17 protein-coding genes are annotated in these 19,932 nt (G+C 61.8%); 11 read left to right on the top strand and 6 right to left on the bottom strand.

From position 1 onward, the window contains the following. Positions 1 to 120 precede the first annotated feature (120 nt). The 10 genes from AB7783_RS15940 (at position 121) to AB7783_RS15895 (ending at position 11,135) form a co-directional block, all read left to right on the top strand. On the top strand, positions 121 to 1,143 hold the full coding sequence (locus tag AB7783_RS15940) for a TRAP transporter substrate-binding protein (RefSeq protein WP_089265456.1): 1,023 nt from the start codon (positions 121 to 123) through the stop codon (positions 1,141 to 1,143). A gap of 265 nt (positions 1,144 to 1,408) precedes the next feature. Next, the gene (locus AB7783_RS15935; RefSeq protein WP_231081064.1) at positions 1,409 to 1,903 is read left to right on the top strand and encodes a TRAP transporter small permease; all 495 of its coding nucleotides are present in this window, start codon (positions 1,409 to 1,411) and stop codon (positions 1,901 to 1,903) included. A 5-nt stretch (positions 1,904 to 1,908) separates the two neighbouring features. Continuing rightward, the gene (locus AB7783_RS15930) at positions 1,909 to 3,219 is read left to right on the top strand and encodes a TRAP transporter large permease (protein WP_441278180.1); all 1,311 of its coding nucleotides are present in this window, start codon (positions 1,909 to 1,911) and stop codon (positions 3,217 to 3,219) included. A gap of 4 nt (positions 3,220 to 3,223) precedes the next feature. Then, positions 3,224 to 3,688: a DUF3237 domain-containing protein gene (locus AB7783_RS15925; RefSeq protein WP_231079692.1), complete on the top strand. Its 465-nt coding sequence runs from the start codon at positions 3,224 to 3,226 to the stop codon at positions 3,686 to 3,688. A 180-nt stretch (positions 3,689 to 3,868) separates the two neighbouring features. Next, the gene (locus tag AB7783_RS15920; RefSeq protein WP_231079693.1) at positions 3,869 to 4,801 is read left to right on the top strand and encodes a cyclase family protein; all 933 of its coding nucleotides are present in this window, start codon (positions 3,869 to 3,871) and stop codon (positions 4,799 to 4,801) included. Positions 4,802 to 4,965: 164 nt separating this feature from the next. After that, the gene (locus tag AB7783_RS15915; protein ID WP_441278179.1) at positions 4,966 to 5,757 is read left to right on the top strand and encodes a crotonase/enoyl-CoA hydratase family protein; all 792 of its coding nucleotides are present in this window, start codon (positions 4,966 to 4,968) and stop codon (positions 5,755 to 5,757) included. Positions 5,758 to 5,822: 65 nt separating this feature from the next. Then, positions 5,823 to 7,706 carry a feruloyl-CoA synthase gene (locus AB7783_RS15910; RefSeq protein ID WP_441278178.1) on the top strand — a complete coding sequence of 628 codons (1,884 nt, stop codon included), beginning with the start codon at positions 5,823 to 5,825 and terminating at the stop codon, positions 7,704 to 7,706. Between the two features lie 48 nt (positions 7,707 to 7,754). Beyond that, positions 7,755 to 8,516, top strand: coding sequence for an SDR family NAD(P)-dependent oxidoreductase (locus AB7783_RS15905; RefSeq protein WP_441278177.1), 762 nt, complete (start codon positions 7,755 to 7,757; stop codon positions 8,514 to 8,516). Between the two features lie 129 nt (positions 8,517 to 8,645). Next, complete coding sequence (locus tag AB7783_RS15900; RefSeq protein WP_441278176.1) at positions 8,646 to 9,794, top strand: ABC transporter substrate-binding protein; 1,149 nt, start codon at positions 8,646 to 8,648, stop codon at positions 9,792 to 9,794. Positions 9,795 to 9,986: 192 nt separating this feature from the next. Further along, positions 9,987 to 11,135, top strand: coding sequence for an ABC transporter substrate-binding protein (locus tag AB7783_RS15895; RefSeq protein WP_441278175.1), 1,149 nt, complete (start codon positions 9,987 to 9,989; stop codon positions 11,133 to 11,135). Between the two features lie 65 nt (positions 11,136 to 11,200). On the opposite strand, the gene AB7783_RS15890 is transcribed toward AB7783_RS15895, so the two are convergent. The 3 genes from AB7783_RS15890 to AB7783_RS15880 are packed head-to-tail and all read right to left on the bottom strand — an operon-like array spanning position 11,201 to position 14,750. After that, positions 11,201 to 11,932, bottom strand: a complete 732-nt coding sequence (locus tag AB7783_RS15890; protein ID WP_441278174.1) for an ABC transporter ATP-binding protein — start codon at positions 11,930 to 11,932, stop codon at positions 11,201 to 11,203. Beyond that, complete coding sequence (locus AB7783_RS15885; protein ID WP_441278173.1) at positions 11,929 to 13,704, bottom strand: branched-chain amino acid ABC transporter ATP-binding protein/permease; 1,776 nt, start codon at positions 13,702 to 13,704, stop codon at positions 11,929 to 11,931. The genes AB7783_RS15890 and AB7783_RS15885 overlap by 4 nt, the downstream gene beginning before the upstream one ends. A gap of 5 nt (positions 13,705 to 13,709) precedes the next feature. Continuing rightward, entirely contained in the window at positions 13,710 to 14,750 is a 1,041-nt protein-coding gene (locus AB7783_RS15880) for a branched-chain amino acid ABC transporter permease (RefSeq protein WP_184511522.1), read from the bottom strand. A 184-nt stretch (positions 14,751 to 14,934) separates the two neighbouring features. Between AB7783_RS15880 and AB7783_RS15875 the strand changes: the two genes are divergently transcribed. Continuing rightward, on the top strand, positions 14,935 to 15,441 hold the full coding sequence (locus tag AB7783_RS15875; protein WP_081421958.1) for a MarR family winged helix-turn-helix transcriptional regulator: 507 nt from the start codon (positions 14,935 to 14,937) through the stop codon (positions 15,439 to 15,441). 153 nt (positions 15,442 to 15,594) lie between these two features. Here the strand turns inward: AB7783_RS15875 and AB7783_RS15870 are convergent, their stop codons facing one another. From AB7783_RS15870 to AB7783_RS15860, 3 genes are all read right to left on the bottom strand, one after another. Next, positions 15,595 to 16,875, bottom strand: a complete 1,281-nt coding sequence (locus AB7783_RS15870; protein ID WP_441278172.1) for a glycerate kinase type-2 family protein — start codon at positions 16,873 to 16,875, stop codon at positions 15,595 to 15,597. A gap of 229 nt (positions 16,876 to 17,104) precedes the next feature. After that, a complete protein-coding gene (locus AB7783_RS15865) occupies positions 17,105 to 18,346 on the bottom strand; it encodes an ABC transporter substrate-binding protein (RefSeq protein WP_441278171.1) in 1,242 nt (413 codons plus the stop codon). A gap of 181 nt (positions 18,347 to 18,527) precedes the next feature. Next, a complete protein-coding gene (locus AB7783_RS15860) occupies positions 18,528 to 19,769 on the bottom strand; it encodes an ABC transporter substrate-binding protein (RefSeq protein ID WP_441278170.1) in 1,242 nt (413 codons plus the stop codon). Between the last annotated feature and the right edge of the window lie 163 nt (positions 19,770 to 19,932).

The following is a 19,932-nucleotide window of genomic DNA, read 5'->3' as shown; positions in this document are numbered from 1 at the left end:
GCGATCACACCGCTTGCAACGATGATTATAACATATAACAATATTCGCAAAGGGCCATTCAAGGTCCGGTGAACAGGTTCGAGAGAACACGTCCAAACGGACGTAGAGGGAGAGACGTCGATGAAAAGGGCAATCTTTGCATTGCTGGCGGCTGGCTGTCTGACGACGGCAATGAGCCCGGCGCAGGCGCAAGACAAAACCGTCAATATGAAAGTATCGCTGTGGGTGCCGCCGGCGCATCCGCTGGTGCCGGCCACACAGGCCTGGGCGGCCGATATCGAGAAGGCCTCGGGCGGCAGCATCAAGATGTCGGTGTTCCCCTCCGAACAGCTCGGCAAGGCGTTCGACCATTACGACATGGCGCGCGATGGTATCGCCGATATCACTTATGTGAATCCCGGCTATCAGCCCGGCCGTTTCCCCATCGTGGCCGCAGGCCAGCTGCCTTTCGTGTTCTCGGACGGCAAGAAGGGCACCCTCGCGCTCAACGAGTGGTATCAGAAATATGCCAAGACCGAGATGAAGGACACGAAGCTGTGCTTCGCTTTTATCCACGATCCCGGATCGATCCACGGCAAGAAGAAGATCGTCGTGCCGTCAGACCTCAACGGCGTGAAGGTCCGCCCGGCGCAGAGCACCATCGGCGAAATGGTCAAGCTGTTCGGCGGCACCAATGTGCAGGCCTCGGCGCCGGAATCGCGCGATGCGATCGAACGCGGAGTTGCCGACGAGATCGCGTTCCCGTGGGGCTCGATCTTCCTGTTCGGCATCGACAAGGTGGTGAAGTATCACATCGACGTGCCGCTCTATTCGACGGTGTTCACCTACAACATCAACCTCGCCAAGTATAATTCCATGTCCGCAGCGCAGAAGAAGATCATCGATGATCACTGCACACCGGAATGGGCCTCCAAGGTCACCGATCCCTGGGTCGACTTCGAAGCCAATGGCCGCACCAAGATGAAGGCGCTTCCGGATCACGAAGTCTACAAGCTGACGCCCGAGCAGCTCGCCGAGTGGAAGAAGGGCGTTCAACCGCTCAACGCCGCCTGGGCTGCGGCCGTGAAGAAGGCCGGTGGTGACGCCGATGCCATCGACGCCGACCTCAAGGCGATGCTGAAGAAGCACGACGCGGGGCTGTAGCTTTCCGCCGAGTCCGTTGATCGCACGGACCTCTCACCACGTCATGGCCGGGCTTGACCCGGCCATCCACTTTCCTTCGCCACCCAGAAGATGAATGCCCGGGTCATCTAGTGAAGTTCGCTTCGCGCTGCCCGGGCATGACGATCGAGAGGGCGGAGGCTGGCTTCTCCTCTTGAGCATTGTGACATCGACGATGACCGCCACGTCCGAAATCTCCCAATCCAGCGCCCTCGGCATTCCGCCGGATCCGCCCCGCAAGAACGTGATGGATCGCTTCATCGATTCCATCGAATGGATCGCCGCGTTCTTTGTCGGCATCGTCGCGCTGAACACTTTCATCGCGGTGTTTATGCGAAAATTCTTTGCGGTCACGATCCCCGATTATTACAATATCGGCCAGTTCATGCTTGGCGTGCTGATCTTCTGGGGCATCGCCGCGACGTCCTATCGCGGCTCGCACATCACCGTCGATCTGGTCTGGGCCAATGCCACGCCGAAATATCAGCGCTGGATCGACGTGTTCGCAACCTTGGTGCTGCTGTTCGTCGTGACCGTGCAGACCTACACGCTGTTCGACAAGGTTGTGGATACTTATTCGAGCCACATCGTCACCATGGATCTGCAACTGCCGGTCTGGCCGTTCTTCCTGCTGTCATGGATCGGCGACGTTTCGGCGGTGCTGTTGATCGCGATCCGCACTTACAGGCTGATCTTCCATCCGGAAGAGATGCATGAACCCGAAATCAAGACGGCAGAGTAAATCGCATGGATCTCAGTAACGAAGCGGTTGCCGTCATCGGCTTTGTCTGCCTGTTCGTGTTGATGCTGTTGCGCGTGCCGGTTGGCATGGCGATGGGGCTCGTGGGCATCACGGGCTTCGGCTATCTCACTGGTTTTGCGCCAGCGCTGAAACTGGTCGGCCAGACTACCATGCGGACGGTGACGGACTATTCCTTTGGCGTGATCCCGATGTTCCTCCTGATGGGCGCCTTCGTTTCGGTGTCGGGTATCAGCCGTGAACTGTTTCGCGCGGCCAACACCTTTGTCGGCCACTGGAAGGGCGGATTGGGCATCGCGACCATCGCCGCCTGCGGCGGCTTTGCCGCGATCTCCGGTTCGTCGGTGGCGACGGCCGCGACATTCTCCGCCGTTGCCTATCCGGAAATGCGGCGTTTCAATTATCCGCAGAGCTTCGCCACGGGTGTCATCGCCGTGGGTGGCACGCTCGGCGCGATGCTGCCGCCGTCCACGGTATTGGCGGTTTACGGCATTATTACCCAGCAAGACATCGGCAAGCTGTTCATCGCCGGCATCGTGCCGGGCCTGCTCGCTATCGTCATGCACATGATCACCATTGCGATCATCGGCGTGGTCAAGCCGGGCTTCTTGCCGGCTGGCCCGAAAGCCTCGTGGCGCGAGCGCGCCGCGGCGATCCGCGATGTCTGGTCGCCATTGTTGCTGTTCGTCTTCGTGATTGGCGGCCTTTATGGCGGCTTCTTCATCCCGACCGAAGCCGGTGCGGTCGGCGCGGTCGGCGCCTTCATCATCGGCGTGCTGCGCGGCAAGCTGAACAAGGACGGCATCCTGCAGTCACTACTGCAAGCGACGCGGACCGCGGCCGCCGTGTTCACCGTGCTCATCGGTGCGCTGTGCTTTGGCTATTTTCTCACCATTACCCAGACCCCGCAGCACGTCACCGAGTTCCTCACCGGCCTCGGCATCGGCCCCTACGGCGTGCTGGCGCTGATCCTCCTGATGTATCTGGTGCTGGGCTGCCTGATGGATGCCATGGCCATGGTGATCCTCACCGTGCCGATCGTGTTTCCGGTGATCATGGCGCTTGGTTTCGATCCGATCTGGTTCGGCATCGTCATCGTCATGACCGTCGAGCTCGGCCTGATTCATCCGCCGGTCGGCATGAACGTGTTCGTCATCAAGAGTGTGATCAAGGACGTCAGCATGTCGACGATATTCAAAGGCGTGCTGCCATTCGTGGTTACCGACCTGATCCGTCTCGTGCTGCTGATCCTGTTCCCGCTGATTGCCACTTGGCTGCCGATGCGGATGATCGGGTGATGTTGTGACCACACCGCAGCTTGCGACGAAATATGTCTTCAGCCTGTCGATCAAGGTTGGCACGCCGATCGTGGCCGGTGATCTCGGATATGGCATCCGTCGCGTCATTCCGGTCCTTGGCGGCACTGTGCAGGGCGAGGGCATCAAGGGTACGATCCATTCGGGCGGCGCCGATTTTCAGATTATCCGTCCGGATGGCTTCACCGAGCTGGAAGCGAAATATACGTTCGAACTCGATGACGGCGCCGTGGTCTATATTGAGAATATCGGTGTCCGCTTCGGGCCGAAAGAAGCACTCGACCGCATCGCTCGGGGCGAGGCGGTCGATCCCGCGCTGATCTACTTCCGCTCGGTGCCGAAATTCGAGACAGGGCATCCCAGCTATCGGTGGCTGATGCAGAACCTGTTCATCGGCGTCGGCGCACGGCATCCCGATCGCGTCGAACTCGCGGTGCATCAGGTGCTGTAGGGCTCCATCCTCTCCGCTGTCATTGCGAGGAGCGAAGCGACGCGGCAATCCAGTTCTTGGCTTTCTGGATTTGTTTCGCTTCGCTCGCAATGGCGGAGGTGGCAGCTTACTTTCTCCGCAATTTCTGGTGTTAAATCTCCATCGACCGGCAAAAAGCCGGCGTTACACAGGGAGGCGACGATGCTGAGAGCTTGGGTGCTTGGATCTGCGATTTCGCTACTGATGGCTGTGCCTGCGCTGGCGCAGGACTGGACCAAATCGAAATGGGGGCCGAACGATGAGATCGGCGCCGCGAACTACATGAAGCCCGATCTGGTGAAGTCGGCCGCGCAGCTGGTGAAGACCGGCAAGACCTATGCACTCGGCATTCCGGTGGGCGCGGACACGCCGGCCTATCCGCCCCGCGGTTTCAAGATCACCGTGGTGCAGCCCGGTCAGGCCGGCAACCCCGGGCTCGGTCCCAATCACGCGACCTACAACGACGACATGCTCAACGGCTGGGTCGGCGTCGGCAGCCAGATGGACGGGCTCGGCCATCTCGGCGTCAATCACGTCTACTATAACGGCAACAAAATTGCAGACTTTGGTGATCCTACTGGCCTTAAGAAGCTCGGCATCGACAAGGTGCCGCCGCTCGTCACCCGTGGCGTGCTGCTGGACATGGCGGCCTACTACAAGACCGACGTGGTCAAGGAAGGCACTGCTTTCAATGTCAAGGAAATCGAGGAGGTCGCCAAGGCGCAGGGCGTTGAGATCAGGCAAGGCGACGTCGTGCTGTTCCACACGGGATGGCTCAGCCTGCTCGGCAAGGACGATAAACGCTACAATGCCGGCGAGCCCGGCCTTGGCGCCGAGGGCGCTAAGTATCTGACCAGCAAGGGTGTCGTCGCGGTCGGCGCCGATACCTGGGGCGTCGAGGTGCTGCCGTTCGAAACCGGCAATGTATTTGAAATCCACCAGATACTTCTGGCGATGAACGGGACTTACATCCTCGAAAACATGGATACGTCCGAACTGGCCAAGGACAAAGGCTACGAATTCCTGTTTGTGCTTGGTCAGCCCCGCTTCAAGGGCGGTGTACAGAGCATGATCAACCCGGTGGCGATCCGCTAGCCCCGGTAATAGAGGCGATCCGGTCTATCAGGCGAGACCGGATCGCTGTCGCACCAGAATACCTGACTTTATGCGGGACGAGATCAGCCTATTGCACCGCAAGATTGACTCATGCGCTATTCGTTATAAGATATAATTATTCTAGCTAGGACCTAATCGCGCTCATGAACCAAGCCGTCGCCGCTACCGCTGCCATGCTCCAGATCGAAACCCAAGGCCGCGTGCTGATCGTGGGCCTGAACCGTCCTGCCAAGCGCAACGCGCTGAACGATGGACTGATCCTGGACATCGAGCGTTGCTTCGCGTCGCTGCCCGAGGAAATCGGTGCCGTCGTCGTCCACGGCATCGGCGGGCATTTTTCCGCGGGTCTCGATCTGTCCGAACTCACCGAGCGCGACGCGACAGCCGGCTTGATGCATTCGCGGATGTGGCACCGGGTGTTCGATATCATCCAGCATTGCCGCGTGCCGGTGATTGCAGCGCTGCAGGGTGCGGTCATCGGTGGCGGCCTTGAACTGGCTTGCTCCGCGCATATTCGCGTTGCCGATCCCTCGGCCTATTACGCGCTGCCGGAAGGCAGTCGCGGTATCTTCGTCGGTGGTGGCGGCTCGATGCGTCTGCCGCGCCTGATCGGTGTGCACCGGATGGCCGACATGATGCTCACCGGCCGTGTTTACAAGGCGGAGGAAGGCATTGCGCTCGGCTTCGCCCAGTATCTGACGGAAGCCGGCGGCGCCTTGCCCAAGGCCGTCGAGCTTGCCGAGCGTGTCGCACAGAACGCGCCGTTGACAAATTTCGCCGTGCTGCAAGCCTTGCCGCTGATCGCCGAAGCCAGTCCGCAGACAGGCCTGATGCTCGAAGCGCTAATGGCCTCGGTGGCGCAGAGCGATCAGGAGGCAAAAAATCGCATCAGGGATTTTCTGGAGCGCAAGGCCGGCAAGGTGAAACCCGGCTAATCCGGCAAGACGACAACGAACAAAAATAAAAACAACAATCGGGACGAATACACAGGGCGGAAACAATGTCTGCAAGTGCCGACAAGATCGATCAGACCCAGCGGGCAGAGGCGGCGCATCCGTTGCGGCCGATATCCTATGGCGATCCCGCAGTCACCATCGAACGCCACGATAACGGCACCATCTATCTGCGTCCGACCAATGCCATCGGCGACTATCCGGACCGTGTCACCGACTATCTGCATCACTGGGCCAGGGAAGCGCCGGATCGCGTCTTCATGGCCGAGCGCGCCGAAGGCGGCGGCTGGCGCGAAATCACATACGCGCAGATGCTGGATGCGGCGCGCCACATCGCCTCGGCGCTGCTGTCGCGCGAGCTGTCCGCCGACAAGCCCATCGTCATTCTCTCCGGCAATTCGGTCGATCATGCACTGATCGCCTTCGGCGCGCTCTATGCTGGCATTCCCTACGCGCCGGTGTCGCCGGCCTATTCGCTGGTGTCGAAGGATTACGGCAAGCTCGGCTATCTCATGAAGCTGCTGACGCCGGGGCTGGTCTTCGTCGATGACGCCAATGCGTTCACGAACGCCATTCACTTCAATGTACCGGCCAACACCGAAGTCGTCGTTTCCACCGGCGCTCTGCCGGACCGGCGCGTGACCAAACTCTCCGATCTGCTCGTGACGCCGGAGGCCGCCAATCTCGACGCAGCGAACGCAGCCATCGGTCCCGATTCCATCGCGAAGTTTTTGCTGACCTCCGGCTCCACCGGCAATCCGAAGGCTGTGATCAACACCCAGCGCATGATGTGCGCCAACCAGATCATGCTGCGCGATACGCTGGCCTTCCTGAAGGACGAGCCGCCGGTGATCATCGACTGGCTGCCATGGAATCACACCTTTGGCGGTAATCATAATATCGGGCTGACGCTGTTCAATGGCGGTTCGATGTATCTCGACGACGGCAAGCCGACGCCCGCGGGTATCGAACAGACAATTCGTAATCTCCGCGAGATCTCGCCGACGGTCTATTTCAACGTCCCCAAAGGCTATGAATCGCTGCTGCCCTATCTGCGCGAAGATGCCGCGCTGCGTGAAAAATTCTTCGCGCGGCTGCACGCAATGTTCTTCTCCGGCGCAGCGCTGTCCGCCTATGTCTGGGACAGTCTTGACGAACTGTCGGTGCAAGCCACGGGCGTGCGCGTGCCTATGCTGACGGGTCTCGGCGCGACCGAGACCTCGCCCTTCTTCATGTGCGTCAATCCGGTGACCAGTCGCTCAGGCCATGTCGGCCTTCCGGTGCCGGGCAACGATGCCAAGCTGGTGCCGAACAACGGCAAGATGGAAGTGCGCGCTAAAGGGCCGAACATCACGCCGGGCTATTGGCGCGAGCCGGAACTGACCGCGAAGGCGTTCGACGAGGAAGGCTATTACATCTTCGGCGATGCGCTGAAGGCCGTCGATCCCGATGATCTCTCCGCCGGGTTTGATTTCGACGGCCGCATCTCCGAGGATTTCAAGCTCGGCAGCGGCACCTGGGTCAGTGTTGGCCCGCTGCGCGCGCGCTTCGTCGGCACCTGCGCGCCGCTGGTGCGCGATGTCGTCATCGCCGGCATCAACCGCGACGAACTCGCAGCTCTCGTTATTCTCGATCTCGATGGCTGCCGCGTGATCAATCCCGATCTTCCTGTGGGCGACCTCGCTGCGGCGGCCAATGATCCGATCATCCGCAACGCGTTTCGTGAGCGCCTCGCACGTTTCATGGCTGGCGCGACGGGGTCCTCCACGCGGATTGCCAAGGTGGTGCTGCTCGACACACCACTGTCCATCGATCGCGGCGAGGTCACGGACAAGGGCTCGGTCAATCAGCGCGCGGTGCTGGAGCATCGCGCCAGGTTGATCGACGATATCTATGGGAATCCGGAAGTCGCGAAAGTGATCGCGATCTAGTTGAAAGCCGCCAATGAACGGCAGAGAAATCGAACAGGGGAGGACATCATGCAATTGAAGAACCAGGCCGCTATCGTCACGGGTGGCGCTTCCGGTCTCGGCGCTGCGACCGCCCGCAGGCTCGCCGCGCAGGGCGCGAAAGTCACGCTGCTCGATCTCAACATCGCCCTCGCCGAAGCCGTCGCCAAGGAAATCGGCGGTGTTGCCATTTCCTGCGACGTGTCCGACGCCGCCTCCGCTGAAGCCGCGGTCGCCGCCGCCGCCAATGCGCACGGCCCGGCGCGTGTGCTGGTGAACTGCGCTGGCATCGGCGTCGCCAAGCGCGTGATCGGCCGCGATGGTCCGATGGCGCTCGGCGATTTCGACAAGGTCATTCGCGTCAACCTGATTGGCTCGTTCAATATGATCCGCCTGGCAACGGACCCGATGTCCAAGCTGGAGCCGCTGGAGACCGGCGAGCGCGGCGTGGTGATCTCGACAGCCTCGGTGGCGGCCTATGACGGCCAGATCGGCCAGTCCGCCTATTCGGCGTCCAAGGGCGGCATCGTCGGCATGACGCTGCCCATTGCCCGCGAGATGGCCCAGTTCGGCATCCGCGTGCTGACCATCGCGCCGGGCCTGTTCATGACGCCGCTTTTGGCGGGCCTGCCGCAGGAGGCGCAGGACAGTCTCGCCGCAGCGATCCCGTTCCCACGCCGGCTCGGCCATGCCGACGAATTCGCGTCTCTCGCACTGCACATGATCGATAATCCGTATCTGAACGGCGAGGTGGTCCGGCTCGACGCCTCGCTGCGCATGGCGCCACGTTAAGCCTGCGGCAAAGCATCAGTGCGCCAGCCCTTTACCGGTACGGGCGCACTGACCTAAAGAAGGGGCTGATAAGCCAGCCGAACTTTGATTTAGCTGACCATATAAAAAATGACCTTGAGGGAGAGACCCATGACCAAGCATCACTTGGCGATCGCGGCCGTTGCCGCTTCGCTGGCACTGGCCGGCCCGGCTGTTGCCCAGACCTCTGACATCACTATCGGCATCACCACGTCAACCACGGGCCCCGCGGCCGCGCTGGGCATTCCCGAACGCAACGCGCTGGAATTCGTGCCGAAGGAAATCGGCGGCGTGCCGCTTAAGATCATCGTGCTCGACGATGGCGGCGATCCGACCACCGCGACCACCAATGCTCGCCGGTTCATGACCGAATCCAAGGCCGACCTCATCATGGGCTCGGCGGTGACGCCAACCAGCATTGCGGTGTCCAATGTGGCCAACGAAGCCGGCATCCCGCATTTCGCGTTGTCGCCGCTGCCGATCACGCCGGAACGCGCCAAGTGGTCAGTGGCCATGCCCCAGCCCGTGCCAATCGTCGGCAAGGTGATGTACGACCACATGAAGTCCAAGGGCATCAAGACCATCGGCTATATCGGCTATTCCGATAGCTACGGCGATCTGTGGTTCAACGATCTCAAGACCCAGGCAGTGCCGATGGGTATCAACATCGCGGCGGAAGAGCGTTTTGCCCGTCCGGATACGTCGGTCACTGGTCAGGTGCTGAAACTGATCGCCGCCAATCCGGACGCGATCCTGGTCGGCGCCTCGGGCACCGCGGCCGCGCTGCCGCAGACCGAACTGCGTGACAAGGGCTACAAGGGCCTGATCTATCAGACCCACGGCGCCGCCTCGATGGACTTCATCCGCATCGCCGGCAAGGCCGCCGAGGGCGTGCTGATGGCCTCCGGCCCGGTGATGTATCCGGAAGGCCAAGCCGACACCGCGCTGACCAAGAAGCCCGGCATGACGCTCAATTCCGCCTATGAGGCCAAATATGGCCCCAACAGCCGCAGCCAGTTCGCCGGCCACTCCTATGACGCCTTCGAGGTGCTGAAGCGGGTGGTTCCGACGGCGCTGAAGACCGCCAAGCCCGGCACCCCCGAGTTCCGCGAGGCGATCCGGCAGGCGCTGCTCACCGAGCGTGAGATTGCCGCCACCCAGGGCGTATACAACTTCACGGAAAAGGATCGGTATGGTCTGGATGAGCGTTCGCGCATCTTGCTGACGGTGAAAGACGGCAAATACGTTCTCGCCCAGTAATGCAGATCTGACGGAGGGCAGGGGCGCGAAGCGCCTTTGCTTCGCCGGCATTTTTCGATAACAAGGCCGGCCCTCGCCAGAGGGTCGGCTTTTTGCTGTGCGCGAGCCTTCGCGCGGCCACAACCAGCGCCACGTCTGCCGGTATCGCTGCCGCTTTCGGCGCTCTCCGCTTCCACACGAGAAAGATAAGACATGTCTAAGCTTCATCTGGCGATCGCGGCTGTTGCCGTCTCGCTGGCGATTGCCACCCCGGCCGAAACCCAGACTGCCGACATCACCGTCGGCATCAGCATTTCCACCACGGGCCCCGCGGCCGCGCTGGGCGTGCCCGAGCGCAACGCGCTGGAATTCGTGCCCAAGGACATCGGCGGCGTGCCGTTGAAGCTGATTGTGCTCGACGACGGCGGCGATCCGTCCATCGCCACCACCAACGCGCGCCGGTTCGTGTCGGAATCCAAGGCCGACATCATGGTCGGCTCGTCGATCGTGCCGTCCTCGGTCGCCATGTCGGCGGTCGCCAACGAAGCCGGTGTGCCGCATTTCAGCCTGTCGCCGATGCCGTTTACGCCAGCGCGTGTGAAGTGGTCGGTGGATATGCCGCAGCCAGTCGAGATCGTCGGCAAGGTCATGTACGACCACATGAAGGTCCACGGCGTGAAGACCATCGGCTATGTCGGCTATTCGGACAGCTATGGCGACCTGTGGTTCAACGACCTCAAGGCGCAGACATCAGCGATGGGTATGTCCATCGTCGATGATGAGCGCTTCGCGCGTCCGGATACGTCGATCACCGGCCAGGCGCTGAAGCTGATTGCAGCTAATCCCGATGCCATCCTGATCGGCGCCGCCGGCACCGGTGCCGGCATGCCGCAGTCCGAACTGCGCGACCGCGGCTACAAGGGCCTGATCTATCAGACCCACGGCGCCGCCTCATCAGACTTCATCCGCATCGCCGGCAAGTCCGCCGAAGGTGTGCTGATGGCTGCTGGTCCCGTGATGTACCCGGAAGGCCAGCCGGACTCGGCGCTGACCAAGAAGCCCGGCCTTGAACTCAACGCAGCCTACGAGGCCAAATACGGCGCCAACAGCCGCAGCCAGTTCGCCGGTCATGCCTATGACGTATTCGAAGTGCTGAAGCGCGTCGTGCCCGTGGCGTTGAAGACCGCCAAGCCCGGCACCCCGGAATTCCGCGAAGCCATCCGCCAGGCGCTGATGAGCGAGAAGGAAATCGCCGCGACACAGGGCGTTTACAACTACACCGAACAGGACCGCAACGGCGTCGACGACCGTTCGCGGATCCTGCTGACGGTGAAGGACGGGAAGTACGTTCCGGCGAAGTAAGCCAGCACACCGCTCAAACGAAGGTCGGCTGTCGCGAGGCAGCCGGCTTTTTCATATGATCGAGATCAGATTGCGCTCGCGCCTTCGTGCTGAAAGCCAAGATAGCTCGCCACCACGCGTTGGTTGCTGGCGATGTCGCTGGCGGCGCCATCCAGGATGAACTCGCCGAGCTCCATCACATAAGCGCGGTCAGCGATCTTCAGTGCCGCCTGCGCATTCTGCTCGACCAGCAGCACCGAGACGCCGGCCGCCCTGAGCTCGCTGACGATGCGGAAAATGTCGGCGACGATGATCGGGGCGAGGCCGAGGCTTGGTTCGTCGAGCATCAGCAGCTTCGGCGCGCCCATCAGTGCGCGGCCCATGGCCAGCATCTGCTGTTCGCCGCCCGACAATGTGCCGGCGAGCTGCTTGCGGCGTTCCTTGAGGCGCGGGAACAGGGTGTAGACGTGCTCGAAAGATCGCGCGGCAGTCGCCTTGTCGATACGGAAGGCGCCGAGCAGCAGGTTGTCTTCCACATTCATCGTGGCGAACAATTCGCGATGTTCGGGGACGAGGCTCAGGCCCGCAGCGACGCGGTCCTCGATGTCGATCTTGGAGACGTCCTGTCCGGCGAATGCCACGCCACCCTTCAACGGCAGGATACCCATCACCGCATTGAGCAGCGTGGTTTTGCCGGCGCCATTGGCGCCAATGATCGTGACGATCTCGTCGGCGCGAACCTCGAGATTGACCGCACGCACGGCCTCGACCTTGCCATAGGCGACATGCGCATCAGAGACTTGTAGCAACGCGCTCATGCGACCGCTCCCAGATAGGCCTTGATGACGTCGGGATTGGTCTTGATGTCAGCCGGTGTGCCCTCGGCGATCTTGGTGCCGAAATCGAGCACTACGATGCGGTTGGCGAGATTCATGACGAAGCCCATGTCGTGTTCGACCAGCAGCACCGACATGCCGCCGTCGCGGAGCTGGCGCAGCAGCGTCGCGAGCTGTTGCTTTTCCATGTGGCGCAGGCCGGCGGCGGGCTCGTCGAGCAGCAGCAGCATCGGATCGACGCAGAGTGCGCGGGCGATCTCGACGATGCGCTGCTGGCCGAGCGACAAGGATCCTGCGAGCTGGTTCATCTGGTCGCCGAGACCGACACGTTCGATCTGCTTGGCAGCTTCCGCGAGCAGCTTCGCTTCGTCGGCGCGGTCGAGCCGCAGCATGCTGGCGATGGCACCCGAACGTCCGCGCAGATGCGCACCGAGGGCGACGTTTTCCAGCACAGTCATGTCGGGCACCAGCTTCACATGCTGGAAGGTACGGGCAATGCCGAGTTTGACGATCTCCTGCGGCGGCGCGCCGGACACACTCTTGCCGAGTACCGTGACCTTGCCGGCGGTCGCGGCCAGTACGCCGGTGATGAGGTTGAAGGTCGTACTCTTGCCGGCGCCGTTGGGGCCGATCAAAGCGACGATCTCGCGTGCCTGCACGTTGAACGATACGTCGTTGACGGCGACGACGCCGCCGAACTGCTTGCGTGCCTTGTCGACCTGCAGCAAGACGCCGGTGTCCGGACGGTGGTCGTTGCGGGCGGGCAGTGCATCGGCTGGCGTGGGGCGCTTGCGGCTGTCGCCAGCCGGGAGCCACGCGGTCAGCCACGGCCACATGCCGGTGGGTGCGAGCTGCAGCAGCGCCACGAGCAGGATGCCGAATACGACGGTTTCGAGCTGGCCACCGCCGCCGCCGAAGATCAGCGGCAGATAGCTCTGCAGGACTTCCTTGAGGATCACGACCACGGCCGTACCGAGCACACCGCCCCAGACATAGCCGGCGCCGCCGACCACCGCGATGAACAGATATTCGATACCGAGATGTGGTCCGAACGGCGTCGGATTCGCAGCGCGCTGGAAATGCGCATAGAGCCAGCCGGACAGGCCGGCGAGAACTGCTGCGTAGATGAAGACCAGGAGCTTCGCGCGCGCCGTCTGCACGCCGAAGGCTTCGGCGGCGATATGGCCACGACGCAGCGCGCGGATGGCGCGGCCGGTCCGCGAGTCCAGAAGGTTCATGGACAGCAGCGCGCAGATGATGACCGCGATCCAGATCGGGAAATAGATCGAGCCGGGATCCAGCATCTTCCACGTGCCGATCGACAGTGGCGGGATGCCCGAAATGCCGTCGTTACGGCCGAGGAATTCCAGCTTGCTGAACAGATAGAACAGGCTGATGCCCCAGGCGATGGTGCCGAGCGGAAGATAGTGGCCCGACAGACGCATGGTGATGATGCCGAGCAGTACCGCGGCGAGGCCCGAGACGATCAGCGACATCGGCAGCGTCAGCCACGGCGACATGCCATAGGCGGTGGTGAGATAGGCCGTCGTATAGGCGCCGAAACCGCAGAACGCCGCCTGGCCGAATGAGGTCAGGCCGCCGACGCCGGTGAGCAGCACGAGGCCCATGGCGACGAGCGCGGCGAGGCCGATATTGTCGAGCAGCACGATCCAGAATGGCGGCACGCCCGGCACGAAGGGGATCGCAGCCATCACCAGCGCGAAAACGAGAATGGGAAGGAGACGCTGTTGCATGGCGCTTAATCCTTCTCTTCTTCGACTTCAGGTGCGGCGAGCGAGCGCAGCACCAGAACCGGAAGGATCAGCGTGAAGACGATGACCTCTTTGTAGTTGCTCGCATAGAAGGACGAGAATGCCTCGACGCAGCCGACCAGGATCGCGGCCGCGGCGGTGAGCGGATAGCTGACGAGGCCGCCGATGATCGCGGCGACGAAGCCCTTCAGGCCGATCAGGAAGCCGGTGTCGTAATAGAGCGTGGTGATCGGGACGATCAGGATGCCCGAGATGGCGCCGATGACCGAGGCCAGCAGGAATGCGATCTGACCCGACAGTGAGGTGCGGATGCCGGCGAGGCGAGCACCGAGGCGGTTTACCGCCGTGGCGCGCAGCGCTTTGCCATAAAGCGTGTAGCCGAAGAACAGCCACAACCCGACGATCAGCGCGATGGTGATGCCATAGACGGCGATGCTCTGGCCGGTGAAGCGCAGTGCGCCGATGGTGATAGCGTCGGAGGAGATCGCTGGGCCGCGCTGGCCTTCGGCGCCGAAGAAGACGAGGCCGAAGCCCTGCAGCGCCAGGTGGCAGCCCACCGACGCGATCAGCAGCACCAGAACCGATGTGTGGGCGATCGGCTGGAACGCGATGCGATAGAGATAAAGGCCGATGGCGGCGACGATCAGCAGCGACAGCGCGATGTTGAGGGCGATATTCCCCGGCCGTCCACCCAGCGCCCACATCACGCCCCAGATCGCCAGCGGGAACACGATGTTGACCGCAATCGAGCGCAGTACGCGCTTGGCATGGAGCGCCTTGCGGAAGGTGAAGAGATCGAAGGCAAAGGCCACGACGCCCATGGCGACGGCGAGCTTGATGGTGCCCGGCATCTGGCCGGCCGAGAGGCTGGCATAGGTCAGCGCGCCGAAGGTGATGAATTCGCCCTGGGGGATCAGGATGATGCGTGTAACCGCAAAGACCAGCACCAGGGCCAGCCCGAGCAGCGCATAGATCGCGCCATTGGTGATGCCGTCCTGCAAAAGGAACAGCAAAATCGTCGTATTCAAAGCCGCGCGCTCCCCCACACTGTCTGGCGCGCCGGATACCACAGGCGCGGGACGATCAACAACGGCGGTTGAAACCCGCCGTCTATTTGATATACTTCATAACGATTATTGAACATAATCTCAAGGCCTGTCGCACGTCGACCGGTGTTTCATTCAAGCCGCCGGGTATCGCGGAAAGCGAGCGATGACTGTTTCAAAGATGACGTCTCAGGATCAAGCCAAGCAGGTTGCGCCCGTCGGGTTCGACGAGGAGGGCGGTGCGTTGCAGCTCGGCGAACTGTCCGAACTGCTGGGCTATTCGCTGAAACGTGCGCAGTTGAAGGTGTTTGAAGACTTCTTGCGCTGCATGGCGCCGCTGCAGCTGACGCCGGCGCAGTTCTCGGTGCTGCTGCTGCTAGATAAGAACCCGGGCCGCAACCAGACCGAAATCGCCAATACGCTCGGCATTCTCCGTCCGAATTTCGTTTCGCTGCTTGACGCTCTGGAGAGCCGCGACTTGCTGACGCGGATGCGCTCGCCGAGCGATCGCCGCTCCCACGTGCTGATGCTCACCGACAAGGGGCGTGCCACGCTGGCCCGTGCCAAGAAGCTGGTGGCGACGCGGCATGAAGCGCGGCTGATCGAGGTGCTGGGGCCGGCCGAGCACAAGGCGCTGCTGGGCATGATGGCGAAGATTGCACGGGAGTTCTAATTGTCATTCCGGGGTGCGATCTCGGCGTAGCCGAGAGTGCGAGCCCGGAATCTCGACATGTTCATCATTCCTGGATTCCCCGCTACTCCAAGTTGAGTGGCTGAGGTTCGCGAGCGCCAAGTGGCGCCCGCGCCCCGGAATGACAGTGTGTGGTTAGTCCACTAAAATTACCCTGACATCATTCACATTGGTCAGCGTCGGCCCGGTCTGCAGCAGATCGCCTGTCGCGGTGAAGAACGTCGTCGCGTCGTTATTCGCCAGCGTTGCCTTCGCATCGAGCTTCTGCGCGCGCATGGCCTCGAACGTACGTGCATCGATGACCGCGCCGGCGGGATCGCTGGCGCTGCCGGCGCCGCCATCGGCGCCGTCGGTGTCACCGGCGAGCGCGACGATGCCGGTGGTATCCTTGAAAGCATCGACCAGCGCCAGCGCGTATTCCTGGTTCGGGCCGCCGCGGCCGTTGCCCGTGACGGTCACCGTGAGTTCGCCGCCGGAGAGGATCGCGAGCTTCTTGCCGTCGGCCTTGGCCTTGAGCGCCAGCTTCGCATGCTCGGCGGCAACCTCGCGCGCTTCGCCTTCGAGATCGGCGCCGAGATCGACGATCTCATAGCCGGCGTCACTGGCCACCTTGATTGCAGCATCGAGTGACTCCCGCGGCCGCGCGATCAGCTTAAACCGTGCGCGCGCGAATGCCGGGTCGTTCGGCTTCACGCTTTCATTGGCCTCATCGCTGAGCGCCGCCCGTACCGCGTCATCGATGGCGAGATCGAATTTCGCGATGATGGCACGGGCATCGGCCAGCGTTGTTGTATCCGGCACCGTCGGTCCCGATGCGATCACGGCGGGATCGTCATGCGGCACGTCGGAAATCGCCAGCGACACGATCTCGGCCTTCTGCCCAGCGCGGGCAAGGCGGCCGCCCTTGATGCGGGAGAGATGCTTGCGCACGGTGTTGATCTCGCCGATTACCGCACCGGAGCGAAGTAGCGCGCGGTTGAGTTGCTGTTTCTGCTGGAAGGTGATGCCCGCCACCGGCGCGGTCCAGTTGGCCGAGCCGCCGCCGGAGATCAAGACCAGCAGGAGGTCGTCCGCGGTGGCTTCCGCTGCGAGCTTGAGGCTGTCGTCGGCACCCTTGAGGCCCGCTTCATCGGGCACGGGATGGCCGGCCTCGACCACACGGATGCGCTGTGTCGGCACGCCATGGCCATGGCGCGTGGTGGCGATGCCGGTGAGGCGCGCGGGATCGAGCTTCAGCGTGTCGAGATAGTGCTTTTCCGCGGCGGCAGCCATGGCGGCGGCGCCCTTGCCGGCGGCCAGGCAGATGATGCGGCCCTTCGGCGGCGCCGGCAGGTGGGCGCTGAGGATGACATCGGGATGGGCCGCAGCAACTGCGGCATCGAAAATTGCGCGGAGCAGGGGGCGTTTGTCGGTCATGTTCGGGGTTATGCCGCTCATTCGCGGAGGCGGCAAGCGCTTCCCCTCGCCCCCGGACGCGGCGCAGCCGCGACTGGTGGAAGAGGGTGGATCGAACCGCGGAGCGGTTCGAGGCGGGAGAGGGGGGCTTCGCTTAAGAAGCAAGGAGCCCTCTCCCGCCCTCGCTTCGCTCAGGCACCCTCTCCCGCGGCGCGCAGCTTCGCTGCGCTGGGGGGAGGGGAAGTAAGAGCTAACCGCCCTTGCCACTTTCACCGAGTTCACCGGTCAGCACGTCGCCGAATAGCTTCCAGTTCTCGCCATCGAAACGCATCAGCTGCATCTGCTCGATGGGTGAGAAGTCGGTGGGCGAGGTGTTGACCTTGACGCCAGGCAGCAGCGTCGACTGCTGGACATCCTTGAGGTTCGCCGCCTGCTTCATCACATTGGCGCGGGTGAGATCGTCGCCACACTGCTTGAGCAGGATCGCCATGGTCTCGGCGATGTTGTAGCCGGACATCAGCGACGAATCCGACGGGTTGCCGTCCGGCACGTATTTGGCGAGGAATTCGCGATAGGCCTTGATGCCCGGGTCGTCCTTCCACTGCGGGTCGGTGGCGTCCTTGGAGTAATGCGCGGAGAGCAAGCCCTGTGCGTTCTCGAAACCCGCCGGACGCAGCACCTGACCGATCGAGACGCTGACGCCCGGAACGATCATGGTCGGCTTCCAGCCGAGTTCAGCAATCTTCTTGATCGTCTGCGCGGCGAATTTCGGCGTGGCGAAGATGATGACCACATCGGGATTGAGCGACTTCATCTTGACGATGTGGGAATCCACGGTCGGCTCGGTGAGCTCATAGCTCTCCTCGATGACGATGGACGAGGCCTTGTCGCCGAGGCCGTCCCTGACGCCCTTCAGATAGTCCTTGCCGAAGTCGTCATTCTGATAGAGCACGCCGATCTTGGCGCCGGCCTTTTCCTTCAGCAGGTACTTGGCGTAGATGCGGCCTTCGCTCTGGTAGCTGGGCAGCCAGCCCATGGTCCAGGGGAAGTTCTTCGGGTCGGCCCATTTGGTAGCGCCGGTGGCGAGGAACAGCTGCGGCACCCTCTTGGCGTTGAGATATTTCTGGATCGCCGTATTGGACGGCGTGCCGAGCGCCGAGAACATCAAGAGCACTTCGTCGGACTCGACGAGCTTGCGGGTCTGCTCGACAGCCTTCGGCGGCGAATAGGCATCGTCATAGCTGACGTAGTTGATCTTGCGGCCGTTGATGCCGCCCTGATCGTTGATCATCTTGAAATAGCCTGCCTGCGCCTTGCCCACCGCGCCATAGGCCGAAGCGGGGCCGCTGTAGGGCACGATATTGCCGAGCTTGATTTCGGTGTCGCTGGCGCCGGTGTCGTATTTCTTTTGGGCGAGGACGTGGGTCGAGGAAATGGCGAGCAACATGGTCGCGGCCGAGAGCGACAACAGCCGCGCGGACGTGGCAGACATTTGAGTTCCTTCCCTTGCTTGCAAGGCGAGATTTTCTTGTTCTGCAGGCTCTTTTGCGCCTGCGAGATAGTCATACCGCGATTGCACAATGGCTCAAATGGAAAGCGACCAAAAACGCAACAAGGCCCGCGCTGTTTTTGACGCGGGCCTTAGTATTTTCCGCTATGTGGAATGAAGGCGATCAGCCGCCTACATCAGCGCTAATGACCTCGCCGAACAGCTCCCATTTATCGCCTTTGAAACGCATCAGCTGAAGCTGGCTGATCGGCGCAAAGTCGGTCGCAGATGTGTTGATCTTGATGCCGGGCAGCAGCACCTCGGTTCGGAAGTCCTTCAGGCTGGCCGCCTGCTTCATGACGTTTTCGCGGGTCAGGTTGTCACCGCACTTCTTGAGAACCTCAACCAGCGTCTGGGCGACCCCGTAACCGGTGACGATCAATCCATCGAGCTTGTTGCCTTCCGGAAAATCTTTGTCGAGGAAGGCGAGAAATTCCTTCATGCCGGGGTCGTTGTTCCACTGGGTATCCGCGACGTCCTTCAGATACGCAGCGGAAATAATGTCCTGCGAGTTTTCGAAGCCGGCCGGCTTCATCACGCTGCCGATCGAGTTGGACACGTTGTTGAGGAAGTGCATCGGTTTCCAGCCGATCTCGGCGGCCTTCTTGATAGCCTGCGCCGCAAATTTCGGCGTCGTGATGTTGACGAATACGTCGGCGTTTAACGACTTCAGCTTGACGATGTGATTGTCGATGGTCGGCTCGGAGGTCTCGTAGCTCTCCTCCACTACGATCATCGAGGCGGCCTTTGCGCCAAGGCCGTCCTTCAGACCTTTGAGATAGTCCTTGCCATAGTCATCGTTCTGGTAAAGGACGGCAATCTTCGCGCCGGGCTTTTCCTTCAGAAGATATTTCGCATAGATCTGCGTCTCGCTCTGGTAGTTGGGCTGCCAGCCCATGGTCCAGGGGAAGTCCTTCGGGTCGTTCCACTTCGTGGCGCCGGTGGCCACGAACAGTTGCGGTACCTTCTTGCTGTTCATGTATTTCTGGATCGCCGAGTTCGGCGGTGTGCCGAGCGAGTTGAACACCAGCAGAACTTCGTCCGATTCCACCAGCTTGCGCGCCTGCTCGACGGTTTTTGGCGGCGAATAGGCATCGTCATAACTGATGAAGTTGATCTTGCGGCCGTTGATGCCGCCAGCAGCATTGATCTTCTTGAAGTAGGCTTCCTCGGTCTTGCCGATCACGCCATAGGCGGAGGCGGGTCCGCTATAGGGCATGATGTTGCCGATCTTGATTTCGGTATCTGAGGCGCCGGTGTCATATTTTTTCTGGGCGAGCGCCCCGGTGGCGGACGCGGCGAGCAAAGCCCAGCTAACCAAATAGGCGGCTGAAAACGCGGCTAGGCGCAGACGAGTTGCGGGCATTTCTGATCTCCCTGATCAATTGTGATGTGTCACGTTTCTTGACAAGGAGCTCTGTGGCTCCTGAGAGCATTCAACACCCGCCTGCATTTCGCAGCAAGAAAAAGCCCCCGCGACGATGTCGCGGGGGCGGTATAATTCGTGTTCGCTGATGCAGCAGAACTGC

The sequence above is a fragment of the Tardiphaga sp. 172_B4_N1_3 genome, assembly GCF_052076035.1.
GTDB lineage: Bacteria > Pseudomonadota > Alphaproteobacteria > Rhizobiales > Xanthobacteraceae > Tardiphaga > Tardiphaga robiniae.
The sequence above is the reverse complement of the archived record's forward strand: the minus strand, read 5'-3'. Positions and strand labels throughout refer to the sequence as shown.